The following is a 22,024-nucleotide window of genomic DNA, read 5'->3' on the forward strand; positions in this document are numbered from 1 at the left end:
CCCCGGCCATCCCTCCATGGAAACTGGCCGATCCGGTGCGATCTCTTGGGCTGGCGCCCGCTGCAAATCAGGTGATGCGATGGATGCTGGCCGCGATTTCCGCAGGCTCGAAGACGCGCTTCCAGTCGTCCTTCATCAGCACCGGCTTGCCGAATTCGATCGCCTTGTTGCAGGCGTCGGAGAAGACGCCGGGCGTCTCCTCGAAGATTACGGCGCCGAGCACGTTCATGTGGCCGAGCAGGAAGTCGCGGGCGGCCTCCTTGGCAACGCCGCGGCGCACGCATTCGTCCATGGCCTCGCGCATGACGACGAGCAGCGAGGCGCAGACGGTTTCCGAAAGGCCGGGCTCCAGGAGCGCCATCTGCTCGACCGTGACGCGGTGCGAGCGCATGACCGGGGCCCAGATGACCTTGGCGATCTCCTCGCCGAGCGCATAGGCCTCCTCCGGGCCCTGCATCAGGGCGGAAACGATGTGCTGCTTGGCGGCGATGCCGCCGAAGAAGTCGCGCTTGGCCGCCGGGTCCGTCTCGTCGTTGAAGATCGGCGGATGGCAAGGATGCGTGACGAAATAGGTGAGGTCCGCGCGCTCCGGCAGGTGGCCGGCAAAGGGCGCGGCCGCATCGAGCGCCACGACCATCGTGCCGGGCTCCAGCTTGTCGGCGATGCCGGCGGCGACCTTGCCGATCGCCGTGTCGGGAACCGCCAGGATGACGACGTCGGCGCCCGTAAGGCCCTCTTCGGGTGAAACGCAGGCAATGCCGAGATCATTGGAAAGGCGCGCCTTGCCGGCCTCGCTCACTTCGACATGGCGGACATCGAAACGCGAACCCTTGAGATTCTTGGCCAGCCGATAGCCCATTTTGCCGCCAGCACCGAACAGCGCGATCGATGTCATCGAAGACCCCCCTGAATGCGCACGACCGGACGACGAGCCTGTCCAGCCGGAATTTCCTCCTCCGGGCAACCCGGCGTGAGCTTATATCCTCCAACTGGTATGACATGTCAATGACTATCTCTGTAAATATGTGATGTCTTCGTGAGCAGCACAAAAAAGCCGAACGTCCTGCGACGTTCGGCCCGATAATCCGAATAATAGGAAAGCCGCTCAGAGGCGTTCGGCGATGGTCCTTGCGATCAGTGCGAGGGAGACGGCGCCGGCATCGGGATGGCCGACGCTGCGCTCGGCGAGCGGGCGGGCGCGCCCGAGCCGCGGAACGAGCGGCGCCGTTGCCTGCGCGGCCTCCTCGCAGATGGCGCTCGCCTTATGCCATGCGGCCTTCAGCGGCAGGCCCTCCGCGTGCCCGGTTTCCAGCGCCTCGACGAAGGGCACGAAGGCGTCGACCAGCGTCTTGTCGCCCTCCCTCGCTCCGCCGAGCCGCATCACGTCGTCGAGCGCAAGGCGCGCGCCGCGCACCGCATCCGCCTCGCCGACAGTTTCCTCGTCGGAGAAAGCCGAGCTCCACGAGCGGAGCAGCAGCCCCCAGATGGCGCCGGACGTGCCGCCGGCGCGGTCCGCCCAGGCATCGCCCGCGGCCGCAAGCGCACTCCTTGCACCGGCGCCGCCGGCAACGGCCCTTTGGATCGCCTCGCGCGCGGCGCCGGCTCCGCGCCGCATGCCCTGCCCGTGGTCGCCGTCGCCGGCAAAGGCGTCGATGCGGCCGAGTTCGGCTTCGGCCTCGCCGAGAACGGAGACCATGGCGTCGAGGATGCCGGCAAGGCAGCGGGCGCGCTCCTGCGACGCGGGAGAGGCCGGGCCGAAGCGCAGCGCCTCGTCCTCCACATCGGCCCTTGCCGCCGCCGGCTGCGTGCGAAGCGTCTCGCCGCGGCGGAAGACGGGCGTGTCGCACGGTGCGAGCCAGTAGCGTTCCAGTTCCTCGTCGAGCCACATCACCGTCAGCGAGCAGCCCTGCATGTCGAGGCTGGTGACATATTCGCCGACTTCGGGCGCGACGAGATCGACGCCCGATGCCTGCAGCAGGCTTTCCACCGCGCCCCAGAGGACGAAGAGCTCCTCGTACTTGGTGGCGCCGAGGCCGTTGAGCAGAACGGCGGCGCGGCCTGCGCCGGCCGGGCGTTCCGCAAGGACGGTCTCCACCAGGAGCCTTGCCAGGTCGCTTGCCGGCACGATGTCCGTATCGCGGATGCCGGGCTCGCCGTGGATGCCGAGGCCGAGCGCCATCATGCCCTTCGGCACGGTGAAGAGCGGTTCCTTCGCGCCCGGCAGGGTGCAGCCGCCGAAAGCGACGCCGAAGGAAAAGGTGCGGCTGTTGGCAAGCCGGGTGACGCGCTCGACCTCGCCGATGGAAAGGCCGGCCTCCGCCGCCGCGCCGGCGACCTTGAAGACAACGAAATCGCCCGCGATGCCGCGGCGCTGCAGGTGCCGGTCGGGCGGCGCGCTCGCCACGTCGTCCGTCACCGTGACGATGCGAACGTCGATGCCTTCGGCGCGCAGGCGCTCCGCCGCGACGCCGAAATTGAGGACGTCGCCGGCATAGTTGCCGAAGCCGAGGACGATGCCGCCGCCATGGTCCGCGTTGCGGCAGACCCGCGCGACCGCCGCCGTCGAGGGCGAGGCGAAGATCTCGCCCGCCACGGCCGCATCCGCCATGCCGGGGCCGACATAGCCGGCGAAGGCCGGATAATGGCCCGACCCGCCGCCGATGATGACCGAGACCTTGCCCCTCGGCACCGCCGTCGAGCGGACGACGCCGCCCTTCACCAGCCGGACATAGCGGCCGTAGACGCGGGAAAAGCCCGCAAGGGCGGACGAGGCGAAGGCCTCCGGGTCGTCGACGATCTTGGTCATGAAATCCTCCTGCGGGCGATCAGACCCGGAAGATGCAACATGGATCGGCCCGCGGAAAGGGCAAAGGGCTCAAAGGGCAACGCGGTTGAACCTTGCCAGATGCGCCGTGACCGCCGCGATCTCCTTTTCTCGCCGTTCGTCGCTCCAGCCGAGCGCCGCGGCCGCCACGCCGGCAATCTCCCCGATGCCCGCCGCCGTCAGCCGCCCCTCGATGGCGAGCGTCGTGCGGCGCATGACGATATCGGCAAGGTGGCGAACCATCTCGTTGCAGGCGATCCAGTCGATCTCCGCGCGGCCGTAGCCCTCGACATGGGCGAGCGGCGCATCGCCGGCCGACGCGATATGGGCAAGCACAGCATCGGCCGTCGTGCCGTAGCGCGCCAGCAGCGCGGAAACGCGCGCCACCGGCAGGCCGCTCCGCCCGGCGCGCTCGGAGAGCCAGGCCTCACGGGCCTTGCCATCCACCGGAAAGCCGCGCCCGCCGCCGATCGGCAGCATCTGCGTGCTGACCTTGCGGCTGCGGCCGAGGCGGGAAAGGATCGTATCGGCCACCTCCTCGGCAAAGCCGCGGAAGGTCGTCCACTTGCCGCCGACGAGCGAGACGACCGGGAACGGCCGCCCTTCGGCCGGCTCGGCCACCGGCGCCGAATGGTCTCGGCTGATGAGGCCGGGCTGGCTGGCATCGGAGGCCGGCAGCGGGCGGATGCCGCTATAGGCATAGACGATCTGCTCGCGGCCGAACTCCAGCTTCGGCAGCAGCGAGCGAAGGCTGGCGAGGAAATAGTCGATCTCCTCCTCCTCGCAGCGCACCGTATCCGGGTTGTCGGCCTTGATGTCCGTCGAGCCGACGAGCGCGAGGCCGAGGAAATCGTAGACGAGGCAGATGCGCCCGTCGTCCGCCTCGAAATAGATCATGCGGCCCTTGAGGCTTTCGACGAGCCCGGGATGCCGCAGCAGGATGTGCGAACCCTTGGTGCCGCCGATCAGCTTGCCGGGAATGCCGAGCGTCGCATTGACATGGTCGATCCACGGCCCCGCGCCGTTGACGACGATGCCGGCGCGGACCAGCCGCTCGCCGCCGTCTCCGTCTCGCAGCCGCAGCACGCCGTCCGCCTGCCCGAGCAGCGCCGTATCGTTCATGGCGGCGGAAGCGGGGCTTGCATTAAGGCCGTCGCGCACCAGTTCCCAGACGAGCCGCTCCGGCCGGCTGATCTTGGCGTCGTAATAGATGCCGCCGGCGACGATGCGCGGGGTGATCGCCGGCATTTCCGCAAGCGCCCGGCGGCGGAAGAAGAACCGGTGTTTCGGCATGACGCGATGGCGCGCACCGTAGAGGTCGTAAAGCGCAAGGCCAATCTTGATGAGCACGGCGCCGCGGCTGCGCGGGGCCGTGGTGGAGCCGAAGAGCGTGCGCAGCGCCGCAAACGCGCCCTTCATCAGCGAGAAGGAGGGAATGAAGGTCGGCAGCGGCTCGACGCAATGGGGGGCGTTGCGCAGCAGCAGGTTGCGCTCCAGCGTCGACTGCGCGACGAGGCCGAGTTCGCCCGTCTCCAGGTACTTGATGCCGCCGTGGATGAGGCGCGAGGGCGCGGCGCTGGTGCCGGAGCCGAAATCGGCCTTGTCGACGATCAGGCATTTGAGGCCCTGAAGGCAGAGGTCGCGGAAGAGCCCTGCCCCGTTGATGCCGGCGCCGAGGATGACGACGTCGAAGGTCTCGACCGTGCCGGCTGTGATGTCCGTCATGATGGGTATTCCTGCTCTTATTCCGCGCCGAGACGCCGCAGCGTCGGCCAGAGCGGCTTCATCGCCTCGGCGAGGTCGAGGAAGACGCGGTATTTCTCGTCATAGGCCCGTTGCCGGACGGGGTCGGGCCGGTAGGTCGTCTCGATGGCGGCAAGGTCGCGCGGATCGTCGGTCGGCGAGGCGAAGAGCCCGGCGCCCGCTCCCGCACAGAGCGCCGCGCCCCAGGCCGCCGCCTCCTCGGTGCGCGTCGCGGTGACCGGCATGCCGAGGATATCGGCGAAGAGGCCGGCCATGGCGGGATTGCGCGAGATGCCGCCCGTGAGCCGCGCGGCGGCCGGCGCGAAACCGTCGCGCAGCGCATCGACATGGACCCGGTGGTTGAAGGCGATGCCTTCCAGCACCGCGCGCACCAGATCGCCCCGGTCGTGCCAGGCATTGAGGCCGTAGAAGCCGGCGCTCGACGCCCCGCCGAAGGGCGAGCCGAAGAGATAGGGATGGAAGAAGACGCCCGACGGGCGCTTGCAGGCGGCCTCGAACTCCCTGCCGAGGACCGCATGGATGCTTTCGCCGGCTGCTTCGGCCTGCCGCGCGTCGGCGGCGCAGAACTGGTCGATGAACCAGTCGTAGTTCGCAGTCGAGGCGGGCGAGATGGACATGCTGTTCCATTCGCCGGGCAGGATGCCGTTGCGGCAGAACCAGCGGCCGTCGACCTTCGGCGCGCGGGAAACCGTCTCGTTGATGGAATAGGTGCCGGCGATGACCGCCACCACGCCCTCGCCGTAGCCGCCCATGCCGAGTGCGGAGGCCGTGACGTCGTGGAGGCCGGCCATGACGGGCGTGCCGGCGACGAGCCCCGTCAGCCGCGCGGTTTCTGCCGTCACGCCGCCGACGACCTCGGTGGACGCCGCCATCGGCGGCTGCCGGCCGGCAAGGCGCTCCAGCCCGAAGAGGCGGAAGGCCTCCTCGGCATAGCCCTGCGTGCGCACATCGGTGAAGGACGTGCTCGCCTCCGTGCGGTCCGTGCCGATGGTGCCGGTGAGGCAGAAGCGCAGCCAGTCCTTCGCGGCGATGAAATGGGCGATGCGGGCATAGCGCTCCGGCTGGTGCTCGCGGATCCAGTAGAGGATCGCGGAGGGCGCGGAGGCGTGCGGCTTCTGGCCGGTCAGGTCCAGCGAGCGCGCGCCCACCTCGCCCTCGTTCCACGCATCGGCAATCGCGCCGGCGCGCGTGTCGAGCGACACGATGGCGTTGCCGAGCGGCCGGCGATCCTCGTCGAGCAGGTAGATGCCGTCGCCGTGCGCCGTCGCGGCAATCGCGACGATATCGGACGCCGGGCGCCCGCAGGCGGTCACCGCCTCGCTTATGGCATCGGCGGTCGCGGACCAGAGACCGTCCATGTCGCGCTCGACATGCTGCGGCGCGGGGATCAGCTGGGGAACGCGTCGCCGGGCGATGGCAAGCACCGTCCCGTCCGCGTCGAAGATGACGGCCTTGGTCACCGTCAGGCCGCTGTCTATACCCATGATGCAGGGCATCCATGCCTCCATTCTCAAGCGAATGGCGGAACGGCGACCGGCATGACGGGCAACCGCGGCAGCGGCAGCCTCAGCCGGCCCGTTCCCCGTCCGCCACGATGACGTTGATCCCCTTGGCCCGCATGCGCGAAAGATGGGAGATCGGGATATCCTCGTCGACGATCACCGCGTCGAACTCCTGGAGCGTCGCGAAGTGATGCAGCGCGCGCCGCTCGAACTTGGTGTGGTCGGCCAGAAGCACGCGGCGCGAGGCGCTTTCGAACATCGCCCGCTTGGTCTCCACCGTCTCCGGCGACTGGTGGTAGACCACGTCGTCGACGATGGCCGACAGCGACATGAAAACGGTATCGGCGCGCAGCCGGCGGATCTCGTTGGTGGTGATGTGCCCCATGAAGGCATTGCACCAGTGGTAGAACTGGCCGCCGAGACAGATGAGGTTGAGGTCGCTCACCTCCTTCAGCTCGTTGATGAGGACGAGCGAATTGGTGATGACCGTCAGCGGCACCTTGGCCGGCAGGAAACGGGTCATCTCGTGCACGGTCGTGGCGTCGTCCATGAAGATCGCCTGCCCCGGCTCGACGAACTGCATGGCGGCCTTCGCGACCGCCTTCTTTTCCCTCGCCTGCTTGGTGGCGCGGTAGACGTCGGAGGATTCGATCAGGCTCGTCGGCGCGGCCGAGACGATGCCGCGCGTCTTGCGGAAGAGGCCGCGGCTGACGAGCTCGTCGACATCGCGGTGCGCCGTCATGAGGCTGATGCCGAAGCGCTCGGTCAGGTCCTCGATGCGGATGGAGCCTTCGGCGATGACCGTCTCGGCGATCATCCGGCGGCGCACGAGCTGGCGCGCATGCCGGCTGTCGCTCGGCAATTCTTCCGAAAGCAAATCCTTGACGTCGACTTTCTTGTTCACGGGGAGACCCTGCCATGCTGCGAAGATAGAGGTTTCGTATCTCGTATCGGGCGGCAAGGAAAATGCCAAGCTGGTCCGGGTTGGGGTCGGGAGCGCCCCGAAGGGCGCCCCCGGATCGACTTACTCGCTCAGGACGAAGGGAGCGGTGTACTTGTCGACATTGTCCTTGGTGATCAGGAGGCAATCGAAGAGCTGCTTTTCGGTATCGACGCCCGTGGAGCCGTTCTTGATCAGGTTGTCGGCCTGCTTGACGGCCTGTTCCGAGAAGACGGCGACCGGCTGGAGGACGGTGTATTGCAGTTCGCCGGCCTTGATGGCGGCGACCGCGTCCGGCGAGCCGTCGAAGCCGCCGACCTTCACCTGGTCGAGCTTGCCGGCTTCCTTGAGGGCGGCGATGGCGCCGAGGGCCATTTCGTCGTTGCCGCTGATCACGCCGATGATGTCCGGATGAGCCTGCAGCATGGACTGCATCTTGTCATGGCCCTTGGTGCGGTCCCAGTCGGCCACTTCCTTGGCGACCTTTTCGAGGTCCGGATACTGCGTCAGGACGGTCTCATAGCCGTTTGAACGGGTCGCCGCGTTGTTGTCCGAGGGAGCGCCGAAGAGCTCGACATACTTGCCCTTGTCGCCGACCGCCTCGACCCACTGCTGGGCACCGAGGGCTGCGCCCTGGGCGTTGTTCGAGACGAGCTGCGCCTTGGCAAGGCCTTCCTGGTTGATCTCGGCGTTGACGAGGATGACCGGGATGCCCGCGGCGACGGCCTTCTTGACCGCGCCGACCGAACCGTCGGCATTCGCCGGATCGAGGATGATGGCGACCGACTTGTTGGTGATCGCCGTGTCGATCAGGTTGCTCTCGGTGTTGGTGTCACCCTTGTGGGCGCCGACATTGGCCGTGTAGCCGAGGCTCTCGGCCGTCTTCTTGGCCACTTCGCCTTCCGTGAACCAGTAGGGGTTCGACGGGTCGTTAACGATGACCGTGATGAGGCCTTCGGCCCATGCGGTGCTGAAAAGCAGCGGCAAGGCAGCCGTTGCGGCGAAAAGTACACGCATTCCTTTTTTGAACATGGTCTCACTCCCTTTGTTGAGTTCGGTTGCGCCGGTTTCCGGCAATACTTTCCGCTTCCGGGCCATTCGATGGTCCGCCTCTCCCGGCCGCGGTCAGTTCCAGTCGGGCGCCGCTTCTCAGCGGCGGCCGTATTTGATGCTGTTCAAGAGAACGGCGGTGACGATGACGGCGCCGGTGAAGACCGTCTGCCAGTAGGCCGAGACACCGATGATCACGAGGCCGTCCGACAGGAAGCCGATCACGAAGGCGCCGAGCATGGTGCCGACGACCGTGCCGCGCCCGCCCGTCAGCGCCGCCCCGCCGATGACGACGGCGGCAATCGCCGTCAACTCGTAGGTCGTGCCGGCCGTGGGGCCTGCCGAGGTGAGCTGCGAGGAGAGCACGAGGCCGGCGACGGCCGCGCAGATGCCGGAGAGCACATAGACCGTGATCTGCACGCGCTTGACCGGCACGCCCGAAAGTTCTGCCGCGCGCTCGTTACCGCCGGACGCGTAGAGCCAGCGGCCGAAGGCCGTGCGGGAGAGCAGGATATGGCAGACGATGGCGAAGACGAGCAGCACGATGACGCCGATCGGCACGCCGCCGAGACGGTTGAAGCCGAGCCAGTCGAAGCCGGTATTGCCGAGTTCCGGACGGCCGCCGAGATTGTTGTAGGTAAGGCCGTTAGTCATCAGGAGCGCGATGCCGCGGGCGACATAGAGCACGCCGAGCGTCGCCACGAAGGCCGGCACGCGCAGATAGGCGATCAGCACGCCGTTGACCGCGCCGACGACCGCGCCGAGCAGGCAGGTCAGCACCACGACGACCCAGACGGAAGGATAGAGGATCACGCCGAGCTGCGGCAGCGCCACGCCCTGCATGAGGAACCCGGCGACGACGCCGGCGAGCCCGAGCGTCGAGCCGACCGACAGGTCGATGCCGCCGTTGAGGATGACGAGCAGCATGCCGACCGCGAGCAGGCCGAAGATGGCCACATGCGAGGCCATGATCAGGAAGTTGTTGAGCGTGAAGTAGTTCGGCGACATCAGCGAGAAGACGACGACGATGGCGATCAGCGCGAAGAAGGCGCGGCCCTCGAACAGGAGCTCGACGAAGCTCTTCTTGCGCTTGCCGCCGCTTACCGCCGCTTTCGTGTCCATTGCAGGTGTGACTGACATGCTGGAGCGCTCCTAATGGGCATGCACGGCTTCGCCGGAGGCGGCCATGATCTGTTCTTTGGTCGCGTCGGGGCCGAATTCCGCGGCGATGCGGCCGCGCCGCATGACGATGATGCGGTGGGCGATGCTGAGGCATTCGCCGAGCTCGGACGTGGTGTAGACGACGGCGAGGCCCTGCCGCGCCCGCTCGGCGAGCAGCTTGAAGACCTCCGCCTTGGCGCCGATGTCGATGCCGCGGCTCGGCTCGTCGAGCAGGATCACCTCAGGGTCGGTCGCCAGCATCTTGCCGATGACCACCTTCTGCTGGTTGCCGCCGGAGAGCGAGCCGATGGCCGCCGCGCCGCCGTCGGTCTTGATGTGCACCCTGCGGATCGCATGGCCGACGAGGTCGGCCTCGCGGGAAGCGGAGGTGAAGAGGCCGCGTGTGAAGGCGCCGAGGCTGGCGAGCGAGAGGTTGCGCCCGACGGTCATGGTCTGCACCAGGCCGTCGCGCTGGCGGTCTTCCGGAACGAGGACGAGGCCGGCGCGGATGCACTCGGCGATCGACCGGCCGGTGATGTCCCTGCCCTTCAGCACGACCTTGCCGGCCGTGGCCTTGAGGCGGCCGGCGACCGTTTCGAGCAGCTCCGTGCGCCCCGCGCCCATCAGGCCGTATATGCAGACGATCTCGCCCGCGCGCACCGAGAGCGACATGCCGTCGACGACCGAATAGTCGGCGCCGCCCGGGTCGGGCACCGTCAGCCCCTCGATCTCCAGCGAGACATCGCCCATGTCGTAGCCGGCCGGCGGCGAGCCGAGGTCGAAGTTCTCGCCCACCATGTGGCGGACGATCCATTCGAGGTCGATGTCCTTGCGGTCGGCATAGGCCGTCATCGCTCCGTCGCGCAGCACCACCGCGTGGTGGGTGATCTGCAGCGCCTCTTCCAGGTGATGGGAGATATAGACGATGGAAACGCCGCGGGCGGTGAGGTCCCGGATGACCTTGAACAGCACCTCGACCTCCGAGGCGGAAAGCGCCGAGGTCGGCTCGTCCATGATCAGGATGCGCGAATTGACCGAGAGCGCGCGGGCGATCTCGACGATCTGCTGCTGGCCGAGGCGCAGGTCCTCGACCGGCGTGAGGGGATCGATCTCCTCCTCGAGTTCTTCCATCAGGAGGCGCGTCTGGCGCTCTTCCTCGGCGAAATCGACGCCCGTCGCCGTCATGATCTCGCGACCCATGAAGATGTTGTCGCGAACGTTCATGTTGGGAGCCAGGCTGAGCTCCTGATGGATGATGGAGATACCGTGATCGCGTGCTTGGGAGGACGACGCAAAGACGATTGGCTCTCCATCGAGAATGATTTCCCCCGAGGTCGGCTGCACGACGCCGGAGAGGATTTTCATCAGCGTCGACTTGCCTGCGCCGTTCTCGCCGAAGAGCGTCGTCACCTGGCCGCGATGAATGTCGAAATTGACGCCCTTGAGGGCGCGCACGCTGCCGTAGGACTTCGCCACGTTGCGCGCGGCAAGCACCACTTCGTCCGTCCGGCCGGTTTCGGGGAGCGCGCTCATTTGACGTCGAACCTCACGGGCGTGACGACCCAGTTCTTCGGGTTGACCAGCTTGAAGACGCCGATCACCGAAACGGTCTTGCCGGAAAGCGAGGCCGGGTCGATGCCGCCGAGAACGGCCGTCTTGACCTCGTTGTTGATGGCCGAGCCCGCGTCCTGGTACTCGATCTGGTTGCGGAACTGGCCGAACTCGATCTGGCCCGTCGCATCGCGCAGGTCCGTGCCGTTGAGAGCGGGGCCGGTCTGGACGCGCACCGTCAGCTCCGGCGGCAGGCCCTCGACGGCGACGACGTTGTAGTTCGCCTTGCGCTCGCCGATCACGCCGGTGAACTTGACCGGAAGAACGGGGCCCGTGGAGGTCGCCACGCCGTATTTCTCGCCGGCGGCCTTCTTGTCGGCGGCAATCGCCTGCGCCAGCTCGACGGCATCGACGGCGCGCGTCTCGACGCTCTGCTGAATCAGCGGGAACTGCTCGGCGCCGAAGGCCTGCGGGGAGAATTTCTGCACCCGGACGTCGTTTTCCGAGCCGATGCGCACGATCTTCGTGTCGAAGGCCATGGCGCCGACCAGCACGACCGCGGCGGCGACGCCGAACCAGCGATAGCTGCGCGCAGCGGGACGGGGCGATTTGGAGAGCGTGGCGTCAGTCATGTCGGTCGGCCTTGCGGTTGAACGGTGGAAGCGTCAGCGGGAGCGCCCGCACGGGGACGATGGCGGGAGCGGGATCGACGCCGCATCCACGGCGCACCGGCCGCATGTCGACGCTTTCCGAGCAGAACCTGTCATGACGTCCTCCCTGAACGGCGCCGGCCGGATCTCCTCATCCGCCTTGCGCTGCATTGCACATATTTTCGCACTTGCGATATATACGTGTTATATGTCGCAACATATATGTTAAATTAACACAGCCTGTCAATCGGCGTTTTGCAGCGGAAGCGCTTTCCATCCGCTCTTTTCCATGCACCCCTCCACGCCCCTCCGGAAATCCGGCGACAAATGGCCTCTCCCCGTCCGCCTTCAGTCGGGAAAGCAGGGGCGATTGCGGCATTCCACTGATTTAATTGTAAAAACACAAGATTTCGACCGACATGGCCGAGCACGGCCATCCGCATGGCGGCAGCGAAGAACGGCCTCGGCAATGTCAGGCATCGACGGAAAACCAGCCGCGCCTCATACCTTCTGTTCTTCCATCATATCTGAAAAAAAATTCAAAGCACGAAAAATTTTTCGAGACACATGATAACTTTATGGTATGTTCTTTTGCGAAATCCGGAGGGCCCGTGTTACGTTCCACGGCAGGAGAAGCCAGAGGAACCGCACGCGCTTTCGCGGGAGACGGTCGGGAGGATCGAATGCCTTGTTTGAGGTCGGGCGAAGCGGCGGATGCCGGCGCGGGATCGATGGAGCTGCGCCGTGGCTGAGACGATGGACCTGATCGTCGGCATCGACGCCGGCACCTCCGTCATGAAGGCCGTCGCCTTCACGCTCGCCGGCCGGCAGATCGCCAGCGCGTCCGTCCGCAACACCTATACGACCGGCGACGACGGCTCCGTCACGCAATCCCTCGACCAGACCTGGCTCGACTGCACGCGCGCCCTGCGCGGGCTCGGCGAGAAGGTGGACAATCTGGCGGCGCGCACCGCCGCCATCGCCGTCACCGCGCAGGGCGACGGCACCTGGCTCGTCGGCGCCGGAAACCGGCCGGTGGGCGATGCCTGGCTCTGGCTCGACGCCCGCGCGGCGCCGACCGTCGAGCGCCTTGCCGCAAGCGAGGCAGACCGCCAGCGCTTCGAGGCGACCGGAACCGGCCTCAACACCTGCCAGCAGGGCGCGCAGCTCGCCCATATGGACCGCCATTGCCCGGACCTCATCGCCGGCGCGGAAACCGCGATGCACTGCAAGGACTGGCTCTATCTCAACCTGACCGGCGTGCGCGCCACCGATCCGTCCGAAGTCAGCTTCACCTTCGGCAACTTCCGCACCCGCCGCTATGACGGCGACGTGCTCGCCGCCCTCGGCCTCACGCATCTCCGGCGCCTGCTGCCGGAGGTCATCGACGGCACGGAAATCTCCCATCCGCTGACGGCGGAGGCGGCTGCCGCCTCGGGCCTTAAAGCCGGCACGCCGGTCTGCCTCGGCTATGTCGACATGTGCATGACGGCGCTCGGCGCGGGCGTGCGCAGCGAAGGCCGCAACGCCGCCTGCTCCGCCATCGGCTCGACGGGCGTTCATCTCCAGGCGAAGGCCGTCGCCGACGTCGTGCTGAACGCCGAGCGCACCGGCTACGTCATCGCCCTGCCGATCCCCGGCATCGTCACGCAGGTGCAGACCAACATGGGCGCGACGATCAACCTCGACTGGCTGCTGCAGCTCGGCGCCGATCTTCTCGGCGAGTTCGGCGTCGCGGCAAGCCTTACCGACATGATCGGCCGCGTCGACCAGTGGTTCGCCATGAGCAAGCCCGGCAACGTGCTCTACCACCCCTATATCTCAGAGGCCGGCGAGCGCGGGCCGTTCGTGAACGCCCGCGCCCGCGCCAATTTCACCGGCCTTGCCAGCCGCCACCGCTACCCGGACCTCGTGCGCGCCGTCGTGGAAGGCCTCGGCATGGCGACGCGCGACTGCTACGCCGCCATGGGCGCCCTGCCCCCGGAGCTGCGCATCAGCGGCGGGGCGGCAAGATCGGCCTCGCTGCGCGGCACGCTTGCCGCAGCGCTCGGCGCGCCGGTGCGCGTCTCGACGCGCGAGGAGGCGGGCGCTGCCGGCGCCTCGATGATGGCCGCCGTCGCCATCGGCGCCTACCGCACGATGGACGATTGCATTGCCGACTGGGTGACGCCCGAGCTCGGCGAGGCCGAACGGCCGAAGCCCGGGGACATCGACCGCATGACACGGCTCTTTACCGCCTATTCCGAGGTGCGGCGGGGCATCGCGCCAGCCTGGGACATCCTCGCCGCGCGCTGACGAAACGACGATTGCGCCGCCCGTTGGCCGGCGCTGAAGGAGACTAGAGATGAACGAGCCCGAACCCATCGACCTCTTCGTGATCGGCGGCGGCATCAACGGCGCCGGCCTTGCGCGCGATGCGGCGGGGCGCGGGCTGAAGGTCGTGCTCTGCGAGAAGGACGACCTTGCCGAGGGCACCTCCTCGCGCTCCGGCAAGCTCGTGCACGGCGGCCTTCGCTATCTCGAATATTACGAATTCCGCCTGGTGCGCGAGGCGCTGATCGAGCGCGAAGTGCTGCTCAACGCCGCCCCGCACATTATCTGGCCGATGCGCTTCGTGCTGCCGCACAGCCCCGAGGACCGGCCGGCCTGGCTCGTGCGGCTCGGCCTCTTCCTCTACGACCATCTCGGCGGCCGCAGGAAGCTGCCGGGCACGCGCACGCTCGACCTTGCGCGCGATCCCGAAGGCACGCCCATCCTCGACCGGTATACCCGCGGCTTCGAATATTCCGACTGCTGGGTGGACGACGCCCGGCTCGTCACGCTCAACGCCGTCGGCGCCGCCGAGAAGGGCGCCCTTGTGCTGACCCGCTCGCCCGCCGTCTCCGCCCGCCGCGAGAACGGCGGCTGGACCGTGACGACGAAGAACAGCGTGACCGGCGAGACCCGCACCTTCCGCGCGAAATGCCTCGTCAACTGCGCCGGCCCCTGGGTCTCCGACGTCATCAACCGCGTCGCCGGCTCGAATTCCACGCGCAACGTGCGCCTCGTCAAGGGCAGCCACATCATCGTGCCGAAGTTCTGGGCGGGGGCGAACGCCTATCTCGTGCAGAACCACGACAAGCGCGTCATCTTCATCAACCCCTACGAGGGCGACAAGGCGCTGATCGGCACCACCGACATCGCCTACGAAGGCCGCGCCGAGGACGTCTCGGCCGACGAGAGCGAAATCGACTACCTGCTGAAGGCCGTGAACCGCTACTTCAAGGAGAAGCTGCGCCGGCAGGACGTATTGCATTCCTTCTCCGGCGTGCGCCCGCTCTTCGACGACGGCAAGGGCAACCCCTCGGCCGTCACGCGCGACTATGTCTTCGACCTCGACGAGACGGGCGGCGCGCCGCTGCTCAACGTCTTCGGCGGCAAGATCACCACCTTCCGCGAGCTTGCCGAGCGCGGCATGCATCGGCTCAAGCACATCTTCCCGAACATGGGCGGCGACTGGACGGAGAAGGCCCCGCTTCCCGGCGGCGACATGCCGAACGCCGACTACGAGACCTTCGCCAACAGCCTGCGCGACAATTATCCCTGGATGCCGCGCAGTCTGGTGCATCACTACGGCCGCCTCTACGGCACCCGCACGAAGGCGGTCGTCGGCAGCGCCGCGAGCCTCGAAGGGCTCGGCCGGCATTTCGGCGGCCGGTTCTACGAGGCGGAAGCGCGCTATCTCGTCGCCAGCGAATGGGCGGAAACGCCGGAGGACATCCTCTACCGCCGCACGAAACATTACCTCCACCTGACGGAAGGCGAGCGCGCGGCCTTCGCCGACTGGTTCAACGCCGCCCGGCTCGCCGCGGCCTGAGAACGACCATGCCGCTGACGCTCTCGCTCAACACCAATCCGCTGGTCAACCGCTTCGCCGATCCCGACGACCTGATCGAGACCGTCGCGCGGGACCTCAAGCTGCGCGACCTCCAGCTCACCCACGAATTCATCAATCCGAGCTGGAGCGGCGCGACGATCCGCCGGCTGACGCGGCAGATGGGACGAGCCCTCCGGCGCACGGGCGTTCGCGTCACCTCCGGCATGACCGGCCCCTATGGCCGCCTCAACCATTTCGGCCATCCGGATGCGGATGTGCGGCGCTACTATGTCGACTGGTTCAAGACCTTCGCCGACATCATCGGCGATCTCGGCGGCGCCTCCGTCGGCACCCAGTTCGCCATCTTCACCTATAGGGATTACGACGACCCGGCCCGCCGCGAGGAGCTGATCCGCATCGCCATCGACTGCTGGGCCGAGGTGGCCGAGCACGCGAAGGATGCCGGCCTTTCCTATGTCTTCTGGGAGCCGATGAGCATCGGCCGCGAATTCGGCGAGACGATCGAAAGCTGTCTTGCGCTTCAGGACCGGCTGACCGCCGCCGGCATGGCCATCCCCATGTGGATGATGGCCGACATCGACCATGGCGACGTCACCTCCGACAATCCCGACGACTACGATCCCTATGCCTGGGCGCGCGCGGTGCCGAAGGTCTCGCCGATCATCCACATCAAGCAGAGCCTGATGGACAAGGGCGGGCACCGCCCATTCACCGCTGCCTTCAACGCCAGGGGGCGCATCCAGCCGGAACCGCTGCTGAAGGCCTTCGCCGAGGGCGGAGCCGCCGACAACGAGATCTGCCTCGAGCTCTCCTTCAAGGAGCGTGAGCCGAACGACCGCGAGGTCATTCCGCAGATCGCCGAAAGCATCGCCTTCTGGGCCCCGCATATCGATACCGGCGCGGCCGATCTCAATATAGGTTGATCGTCTCCACCCGCGGCGGCTAGGACAGCCCGACCGGGAGCGCAAGACAGGACATCGCCGATGACCGACAACGAAGATTCCCTCGCCGTCCGCGCCGCCTGGCTGCACTATATCGGGGGGTTCACCCAGTCCGCCGTCGCCAAACGGCTCGGCATTCCCTCGGTGAAGGCGCACCGGCTGATCGCGCGCGCGGTCGCCGAGGGCGTGGTGAAGGTCAGCATCGACGGCGATATCGCCGAATGCGTCAACCTGGAGGTGGCGCTTTCCGAGCGCTACGGGCTCGACTATTGCGAGGTCGCGCCCGATGTCGACGACGACGCGCTGGCGCTGACGACGCTCGGCCATGTCGGCGCGGATTTCCTGCGCCGCGAGATCGAGCGCGGGGAAGCGGCCGTCATCGGCTTCGGCCATGGCCGCACGCTCTCGGCCGCCGTCCGCCACCTGCCGCGCATCGGCGCCGGCAACATACGCTTCGTCTCCCTGCTCGGCGGCCTCACCCGCAACTATGCGGCCAACCCCTACGACGTCATGCACCGCCTCGCGGCCAAGACGGGCACGCAGGCCTATGTGATGCCCGTGCCCTTCTTCGCCAATACGGAGGAGGACCGCGAGGTGCTGCTTTCCCAGCGCGGCGTCAGCGAGGTGTTCGACCTTGCCCGCAGCGCCGACCTCAAGATCGTCGGCATCGGCACCGTCGACAACCAGGCCCATCTCGTCACCTCCGGCATGCTGCAGCCGGACGAGCTGGAGGAGATCGCCGCGCTCGGCGGCGTCGGCGAACTGCTCGGCCATTTCTTCGACGGCAAGGGCCGCATCCTCGAAACCTCGGTGACGGCCCGCACCCTCGCCGCCTCCTTCTCGGAGACCGGCGGCGACCGGATCGTCGCCATTGCCGGCGGCCCCGCCAAGACCGAGGCCATCCGCGCCGTACTGCACAGCAACAAGCTGCATGGCCTCATCACGGACGAGCGGACGGCCCGCCTGCTCCTTCAAGGCTCATCATAACAAAATCACATTTTCCATGTTACATTTTATCGGAAACGATGTTATGAAACACCCATAGCGGAAACGCGGGGGAGAAACCGTGAAACGGGAAGAGCGCAGGCAGGAGATCATCAATCTTCTCGTCGAAAGCCGGGCCGTCGAACTCGACGACATCGCGGCGCGCTTCGGCGTCTCGAAAATGACCGTCCACCGCGACCTCGACGACCTCGAACGGGCCGGCGTGCTGCGCAAGGTGCGCGGCGGCGCGACCATCGATGCCGGCACGCAGTTCGAGAGCGATTTCCGCTTCCGCGAATTGCAGGAGGCGGACGTCAAGCGCGCGCTGGCCGAGGAGGCCGCCGGCCTCGTCGAGCCCGGCATGACGGTGATGATCAACGACGGCTCGATGGCCTCCGTCCTCGGCGACGTGCTGGCGGAAAAGAAGCCGATCACCATCGTCACCAACAATGCCGCGATCATGGAGCGCGCCAAGGGCCTTTCCGGCGTCACGCTGATCGCGCTCGGCGGCGTCTATTCCGCCAAGTTCAACGCCTATTTCGGCATCGTCACGGAAGAGGCCCTGTCGCGCCTTCGCGCCGACATCGCCTTCATCTCCGCCCCGGCCGCATCGGGACATCTCTCCTACCACATGGACGAGGCCGTCGTGCGCACCAAGCGGGCGATGATGGCCGCCAGCCGCCAGACCTGCCTTCTCGTCAACAGCCGGCGCTTCGGCCACACGGCGCTGCATGTGCTCGCCGACCTTGCCGAATTCGACACGGTCATTTCAGACAAACCCCTGCCCCACGATACGGCCGCCGAGCTTGGCGGCGGCAAGACCGTGGTGCGCATCGCCAAGGAGACGACGACATGAGCGAGGACCGCCACTTCTGGGTCGGCACGAGCTGGAAGATGAACAAGACGCTGGCCGAGGCAAGGGTCTTCGCCGAGGGCCTGAAGACCGCCGACGGCGGGCGCGATCCCCGCATCCAGCGCTTCGTCATTCCGCCGTTCACCGCCGTGCGCGAGGTCAAGGCGATGCTTGCCGGCACCTCCGTCAAGGTCGGCGCGCAGAACATGCACTGGGCCGACGAGGGCGCCTGGACCGGCGAGGTCTCGCCGGTGATGCTGAAGGACTGCAATCTCGACCTCGTCGAGCTCGGCCATTCCGAGCGCCGGGAGCATTTCGGCGAGACGGACGAGACGGTCGGCCTCAAGACGAAGGCCGCCGTGCGCCATGGTCTCGTGCCGCTGATCTGCATCGGCGAGACGCTGGCAGACCGCGAAAGCGGCCGCGCAGACGACGTGCTTGCCCGCGAAGTGCGCGGCGCCCTCGGCAAGCTCGAAGGCGCTGAGAAGGACGCCGAGATCCTCCTTGCCTACGAGCCCGTCTGGGCGATCGGCGAGAAGGGCATTCCCGCGACCGCCGATTATGCCGATGCGCGCCATGCCGAAATCGCCAGGGTGGCGGAAGAGATCCTCGGCCGGCGCATCCCCTGCCTCTACGGCGGTTCGGTGAACCCGCAGAACTGCGAGGAACTGATCGCCTGCCCGAACATCGACGGGCTCTTCATCGGCCGCTCAGCCTGGAAGGTTGAAGGCTATCTCGACATCCTGGCGCGCTCAGCCGCCACAATCTGAAAGGAGATCTCCCATGAAACTCGCTATTGCCGGTGACAGCGCGGGCGAAGGCCTTGCAAAGGTTCTCGCCGACCACCTGAAGGACCGCCACGAGGTGCACGAGGTCTCGCGCACCGACGCGGGCCCCGATGCCTTCTACGCCAATCTCTCCGACCGCGTCGCCTCCGCCGTCGTCGCCGGGCAATATGATCGCGCGATCCTCGTCTGCGGCACCGGCATCGGCGTCTGCATCTCGGCCAACAAGGTGCCCGGCATCCGCGCCGCGCTGACGCACGACACCTATTCGGCCGAACGCGCCGCGCTCTCCAACAATGCGCAGATCATCACCATGGGCGCCCGCGTCATCGGCTCGGAACTGGCAAAAGCCATCGCCGACGCCTACCTCGCCCAGACCTTCGACGAGAAGGGCCGCTCGGCCGGCAACGTCCAGGCGATCAACGAGGTCGACGCCAAGTACAACGCCGGGAAATAACGCCCGGCCGCCGGCCCGCGGCGGGACCACCCTGGTCCTGCCGCGGCCTACGGGCCGTTTCGATCCGAAAGGTCGAGCGGCATGACGACCGGCTTCCCCCCGGCCTCGCCGAGATGGGCATCGACGGCGTATACCGAGCGCAGGCGCTCCCGCGTCAGCACCGTTTGCGGCGGGCCGTCGGCCACGATCCGTCCCTTGTCCAGGAGGATCAGCCGCGAGCACCAGCGCGCGGCAAGCCCGAGATCGTGCAGCGAGGCGATGACGCTGCGGCCCTCGCCGGCAAGCGCCGCGAAGGTCTTCATCAGCATGATCTGGTGCGATGGGTCGAGCCCGGCGGCCGGCTCGTCGGCAAGAAGCAGCGGCGCATCCTGCGCAAGCGCACGCGCGATCAGCACCCTCGCCTTCTCGCCGCCTGAAAGCTCCGTCGCCGGGCGGTCGCGGAACGCCTCGACCTCCATGCGCCGCATGGCGTGGTCGATGAATTCCCGGTCGGCCGTGTCTTGCCTGGAGAAGAGCGGGCGATGGACGTCGCGGCCGAGCGCCACGATCATCTCGACCGGAACGGGCCAGGCGATATCGCGCTCCTGCGGCAGGTAGGCGATATGGCGCGCCCGCTCGCGCGCGCTCATGGATGCGACGGCCCGGCCGTCGATGGAAACCTCGCCCCTATGGAGCGTCAGGCCAAGCACGGTGCGCAGCAGCGTCGACTTGCCCGCACCGTTCGGCCCGATCAGGCCGACGAACTCCCCGGCGGGAAGGTCGAACGACACGTCCTTCAGGATTTCCTTGCCGGCGAGAGAGGCGCTGAGGGCCTTTACCGAAAGCAGCGTCACAGCATGCTCCTCCGCGTCTTGTAGACCAGCCACAGGAAGAACGGCGCCCCCACGATGGCCGTCAGCACGCCGAGCTTGAGGTCGCGTTCGGGCGCGATGAGCCGCACCAGCGTATCGGCGGCAAGGAGCACGCAGGCCCCGCCGAGCGCGCTTGCCGGCAGGAGCCGGGACGGGCGCGCACCGACCAGCGGGCGAAGCATGTGCGGCACCACCAGCCCGACAAAGCCGATGACGCCGGCGACCGCCGTCGCCGCCCCCACGCTGGCGGCGGTGCCGAAAACGGCGAGGAACTGCACCCGGCGCAGGTCGACGCCCATGCTCGCCGCTGCGTCGCCGCCCAGCGTCAGCGCATCGAGCGCGCGGCCGAGGCTTGCCAGCATGGCCCAGCCGGCGACCATGAACGGCGCTGCCAGCCAGACATGGGTCATCGAGCGGTCGCTGAGCGAGCCCAGCATCCAGAACATGATCTCCAGTGCCGCGAAGGGATTGGGCGACAGGTTGAGCGCGAGCGCGGTCATGGCGCTCGCAAGGCTCGAGACGGCGATGCCGGCGAGGATGACCGCAAGCGCCCCGCCGCGAAGCCCGGCCATCGCCTGCACCACGAGAACCGCGGCGACCGCCCCTGCAAGCGCGGCAAGCGGCAGGCCGAGCGGGAACAGGGCGGAAAAGCCGGTATAGATGGCGATCACCGCGCCGAGCGAGGCCGAAGCGCTCACCCCGAGAAGCGCCGGTTCGGCGAGCGGGTTGCGCAGCCAGCCCTGCAGCACCGCCCCCGAAAGCCCCAGCGTGGCGCCGATCATCAGGCCGAGGATCGCGCGCGGCAGCCGGATCTCCTGCATGACGAGGGCGACGGTATCGCCCTTGTCGGAAAAGAGCGCATGCAGGCTGTCGCCGAAGGCCACCGCCGCCGGGCCGGTCATCAGCGACAGGAAGAACAGGAGAAGAGTGAGGAGGCCGAGCCCTGCGAGCACCAGCCGGAAACGCATCGCATCCGTCATGGCGTACCGCCTTTTCCGCCGAACGCCGCGCGCTGGAGCATGCGCGAGGCCTCCAGCGTGAAGGGAGCGCCGCAGATCGTGTACTTGTCGGGAATGGCGACGGTCCGGCCGGAAAGCGCCCGGAAGGCGGGATGCGAGAAATTCGCCTTGGCGAGCGCGGGCGCGCTGTACTGGCTGTCGCCTTCGAGGATGATGTCGGGATCGGCGGAAACCAGCAGTTCCAGCGGCAGGCGCGTCATACCGGTAAAGCCGAGCGTATCGCCGATATTGGTAAGCCCCGCCGCCCGCACGATCGCATCGGCGAGCGTGCCGGAGCCCGACGTGTAGCTGTTGGCGTAGTAGATGGCGACGCTCTTGCTCGGCGGGCGATGGCTTGCAAGGTCCGCAAGGCCCCGGTCCAGCTCGGCCACGAGTTCGGCGGCACGCTGCTCGCGGTGGAGCAGGCCGCCCATGCGCGTGAGGTTTTCGCGGACATCGTCGAAGGATGCGGCCGGCTTGAACTGCTCGACCCGGAAGCCGAGCTCCCGCAGCAGGGCGACCGTCGCCTTGGCCGTATAAGTGCCGGCAAGCACGAGATCCGGCTGCATGAGGAAGATCTCCTCCGCCTGGCCGCTATTCGGCTTGTAGTGCGCGGCCTCCTCCACCATCACGGACGTGCCCTCCTCGCTCGCGAGCGAGGAGACCGACCTGAGCTGGCCGGGCGCCGCCATCAGCATTGCGAGCTGGTCGGTGCACAGGTTGATGGAAACGACCCGCTGCGGCGCCGGCCCGGCCAAGGCCGCGGCCGGCGCCAGCGCGAGGAGGCCCGCCGCAACGGCGGCGACCCCGGTTCTGCGCATTCGGGCAGGGATCAT

At 67.5% G+C, this 22,024-nt stretch carries 19 protein-coding genes; 7 read left to right on the forward strand and 12 right to left on the reverse strand.

The window, feature by feature from the left end:
* Positions 1-67: 67 nt before the first annotated feature.
* The 9 genes from ACZ5TO_RS12640 to ACZ5TO_RS12680 all read right to left on the reverse strand — a co-directional run bounded on the left by ACZ5TO_RS12640 (position 68) and on the right by ACZ5TO_RS12680 (position 11,424).
* Positions 68-895, reverse strand: coding sequence for a phosphogluconate dehydrogenase C-terminal domain-containing protein (locus tag ACZ5TO_RS12640; RefSeq protein ID WP_464798336.1), 828 nt, complete (start codon positions 893-895; stop codon positions 68-70).
* A gap of 210 nt (positions 896-1,105) precedes the next feature.
* Positions 1,106-2,806 (reverse strand): dihydroxyacetone kinase family protein, encoded by a 1,701-nt coding sequence (locus tag ACZ5TO_RS12645; RefSeq protein ID WP_464798337.1) that lies wholly within the window; start codon positions 2,804-2,806, stop codon positions 1,106-1,108.
* Between the two features lie 69 nt (positions 2,807-2,875).
* Positions 2,876-4,549: a glycerol-3-phosphate dehydrogenase/oxidase gene (locus tag ACZ5TO_RS12650; RefSeq protein ID WP_464798338.1), complete on the reverse strand. Its 1,674-nt coding sequence runs from the start codon at positions 4,547-4,549 to the stop codon at positions 2,876-2,878.
* Positions 4,550-4,566: 17 nt separating this feature from the next.
* Positions 4,567-6,084: an FGGY-family carbohydrate kinase gene (locus ACZ5TO_RS12655; RefSeq protein ID WP_464798339.1), complete on the reverse strand. Its 1,518-nt coding sequence runs from the start codon at positions 6,082-6,084 to the stop codon at positions 4,567-4,569.
* A gap of 70 nt (positions 6,085-6,154) precedes the next feature.
* On the reverse strand, positions 6,155-6,907 hold the full coding sequence (locus tag ACZ5TO_RS12660) for a DeoR/GlpR family DNA-binding transcription regulator (RefSeq protein WP_380779097.1): 753 nt from the start codon (positions 6,905-6,907) through the stop codon (positions 6,155-6,157).
* Between the two features lie 207 nt (positions 6,908-7,114).
* The gene (locus tag ACZ5TO_RS12665; RefSeq protein WP_184144177.1) at positions 7,115-8,062 is read right to left on the reverse strand and encodes a D-ribose ABC transporter substrate-binding protein; all 948 of its coding nucleotides are present in this window, start codon (positions 8,060-8,062) and stop codon (positions 7,115-7,117) included.
* Positions 8,063-8,179: 117 nt separating this feature from the next.
* A complete protein-coding gene (locus ACZ5TO_RS12670; protein WP_184144175.1) occupies positions 8,180-9,220 on the reverse strand; it encodes an ABC transporter permease in 1,041 nt (346 codons plus the stop codon).
* Between the two features lie 12 nt (positions 9,221-9,232).
* Positions 9,233-10,774, reverse strand: coding sequence for a sugar ABC transporter ATP-binding protein (locus ACZ5TO_RS12675; protein ID WP_464798340.1), 1,542 nt, complete (start codon positions 10,772-10,774; stop codon positions 9,233-9,235).
* A complete protein-coding gene (locus tag ACZ5TO_RS12680) occupies positions 10,771-11,424 on the reverse strand; it encodes a DUF2291 family protein (protein WP_184144171.1) in 654 nt (217 codons plus the stop codon). Before ACZ5TO_RS12680 ends, ACZ5TO_RS12675 begins: the two co-directional genes overlap by 4 nt.
* A 774-nt stretch (positions 11,425-12,198) precedes the next feature.
* Between ACZ5TO_RS12680 and ACZ5TO_RS12685 the strand changes: the two genes are divergently transcribed.
* From ACZ5TO_RS12685 to derI, 7 genes are all read left to right on the forward strand, one after another.
* Entirely contained in the window at positions 12,199-13,737 is a 1,539-nt protein-coding gene (locus ACZ5TO_RS12685) for an FGGY family carbohydrate kinase (protein ID WP_464800389.1), read from the forward strand.
* A gap of 49 nt (positions 13,738-13,786) precedes the next feature.
* Positions 13,787-15,298: a glycerol-3-phosphate dehydrogenase gene (locus tag ACZ5TO_RS12690; RefSeq protein WP_464798341.1), complete on the forward strand. Its 1,512-nt coding sequence runs from the start codon at positions 13,787-13,789 to the stop codon at positions 15,296-15,298.
* Between the two features lie 8 nt (positions 15,299-15,306).
* Positions 15,307-16,242: a sugar phosphate isomerase/epimerase family protein gene (locus ACZ5TO_RS12695; RefSeq protein WP_464798342.1), complete on the forward strand. Its 936-nt coding sequence runs from the start codon at positions 15,307-15,309 to the stop codon at positions 16,240-16,242.
* 60 nt (positions 16,243-16,302) lie between these two features.
* Positions 16,303-17,247, forward strand: coding sequence for a sugar-binding transcriptional regulator (locus ACZ5TO_RS12700; RefSeq protein WP_184144165.1), 945 nt, complete (start codon positions 16,303-16,305; stop codon positions 17,245-17,247).
* 79 nt (positions 17,248-17,326) lie between these two features.
* On the forward strand, positions 17,327-18,100 hold the full coding sequence (locus ACZ5TO_RS12705) for a DeoR/GlpR family DNA-binding transcription regulator (protein WP_464798343.1): 774 nt from the start codon (positions 17,327-17,329) through the stop codon (positions 18,098-18,100).
* Positions 18,097-18,867 carry a triose-phosphate isomerase gene (locus ACZ5TO_RS12710; RefSeq protein ID WP_464798344.1) on the forward strand — a complete coding sequence of 257 codons (771 nt, stop codon included), beginning with the start codon at positions 18,097-18,099 and terminating at the stop codon, positions 18,865-18,867. The genes ACZ5TO_RS12705 and ACZ5TO_RS12710 overlap by 4 nt, the downstream gene beginning before the upstream one ends.
* Before the next feature lie 13 nt (positions 18,868-18,880).
* On the forward strand, positions 18,881-19,339 hold the full coding sequence (gene derI / locus ACZ5TO_RS12715) for a D-erythrulose-4-phosphate isomerase (RefSeq protein ID WP_464798345.1): 459 nt from the start codon (positions 18,881-18,883) through the stop codon (positions 19,337-19,339).
* A 47-nt stretch (positions 19,340-19,386) separates the two neighbouring features.
* On the opposite strand, the gene ACZ5TO_RS12720 is transcribed toward derI, so the two are convergent.
* The 3 genes from ACZ5TO_RS12720 to ACZ5TO_RS12730 are packed head-to-tail and all read right to left on the reverse strand — an operon-like array spanning position 19,387 to position 22,009.
* Positions 19,387-20,172 (reverse strand): ABC transporter ATP-binding protein, encoded by a 786-nt coding sequence (locus tag ACZ5TO_RS12720; RefSeq protein WP_464798346.1) that lies wholly within the window; start codon positions 20,170-20,172, stop codon positions 19,387-19,389.
* Positions 20,169-21,170, reverse strand: coding sequence for a FecCD family ABC transporter permease (locus ACZ5TO_RS12725; RefSeq protein WP_464798347.1), 1,002 nt, complete (start codon positions 21,168-21,170; stop codon positions 20,169-20,171). Before ACZ5TO_RS12725 ends, ACZ5TO_RS12720 begins: the two co-directional genes overlap by 4 nt.
* Positions 21,167-22,009, reverse strand: a complete 843-nt coding sequence (locus ACZ5TO_RS12730; protein ID WP_464798348.1) for an ABC transporter substrate-binding protein — start codon at positions 22,007-22,009, stop codon at positions 21,167-21,169. The genes ACZ5TO_RS12725 and ACZ5TO_RS12730 overlap by 4 nt, the downstream gene beginning before the upstream one ends.
* Between the last annotated feature and the right edge of the window lie 15 nt (positions 22,010-22,024).

The sequence above is a fragment of the Shinella sp. Sh6 genome (genome assembly GCF_055392685.1).

Coding starts and splice junctions, on each gene's coding strand:
- ACZ5TO_RS12660 (WP_380779097.1), bottom strand. CDS start 6,907: ATGATCGCCGAGACGGTCATCGCCGAAGGCTCCATCCGCATCGAGGAC.
- ACZ5TO_RS12645 (WP_464798337.1), bottom strand. CDS start 2,806: ATGACCAAGATCGTCGACGACCCGGAGGCCTTCGCCTCGTCCGCCCTT.
- ACZ5TO_RS12685 (WP_464800389.1), top strand. CDS start 12,199: ATGGACCTGATCGTCGGCATCGACGCCGGCACCTCCGTCATGAAGGCC.
- ACZ5TO_RS12670 (WP_184144175.1), bottom strand. CDS start 9,220: ATGTCAGTCACACCTGCAATGGACACGAAAGCGGCGGTAAGCGGCGGC.
- ACZ5TO_RS12650 (WP_464798338.1), bottom strand. CDS start 4,549: ATGACGGACATCACAGCCGGCACGGTCGAGACCTTCGACGTCGTCATC.
- ACZ5TO_RS12675 (WP_464798340.1), bottom strand. CDS start 10,774: ATGAGCGCGCTCCCCGAAACCGGCCGGACGGACGAAGTGGTGCTTGCC.
- ACZ5TO_RS12730 (WP_464798348.1), bottom strand. CDS start 22,009: ATGCGCAGAACCGGGGTCGCCGCCGTTGCGGCGGGCCTCCTCGCGCTG.
- ACZ5TO_RS12640 (WP_464798336.1), bottom strand. CDS start 895: ATGACATCGATCGCGCTGTTCGGTGCTGGCGGCAAAATGGGCTATCGG.
- ACZ5TO_RS12690 (WP_464798341.1), top strand. CDS start 13,787: ATGAACGAGCCCGAACCCATCGACCTCTTCGTGATCGGCGGCGGCATC.
- ACZ5TO_RS12725 (WP_464798347.1), bottom strand. CDS start 21,170: ATGACGGATGCGATGCGTTTCCGGCTGGTGCTCGCAGGGCTCGGCCTC.
- ACZ5TO_RS12710 (WP_464798344.1), top strand. CDS start 18,097: ATGAGCGAGGACCGCCACTTCTGGGTCGGCACGAGCTGGAAGATGAAC.
- ACZ5TO_RS12665 (WP_184144177.1), bottom strand. CDS start 8,062: ATGTTCAAAAAAGGAATGCGTGTACTTTTCGCCGCAACGGCTGCCTTG.
- ACZ5TO_RS12655 (WP_464798339.1), bottom strand. CDS start 6,084: ATGCCCTGCATCATGGGTATAGACAGCGGCCTGACGGTGACCAAGGCC.
- ACZ5TO_RS12680 (WP_184144171.1), bottom strand. CDS start 11,424: ATGACTGACGCCACGCTCTCCAAATCGCCCCGTCCCGCTGCGCGCAGC.
- ACZ5TO_RS12700 (WP_184144165.1), top strand. CDS start 16,303: ATGACCGACAACGAAGATTCCCTCGCCGTCCGCGCCGCCTGGCTGCAC.
- ACZ5TO_RS12695 (WP_464798342.1), top strand. CDS start 15,307: ATGCCGCTGACGCTCTCGCTCAACACCAATCCGCTGGTCAACCGCTTC.
- derI (WP_464798345.1), top strand. CDS start 18,881: ATGAAACTCGCTATTGCCGGTGACAGCGCGGGCGAAGGCCTTGCAAAG.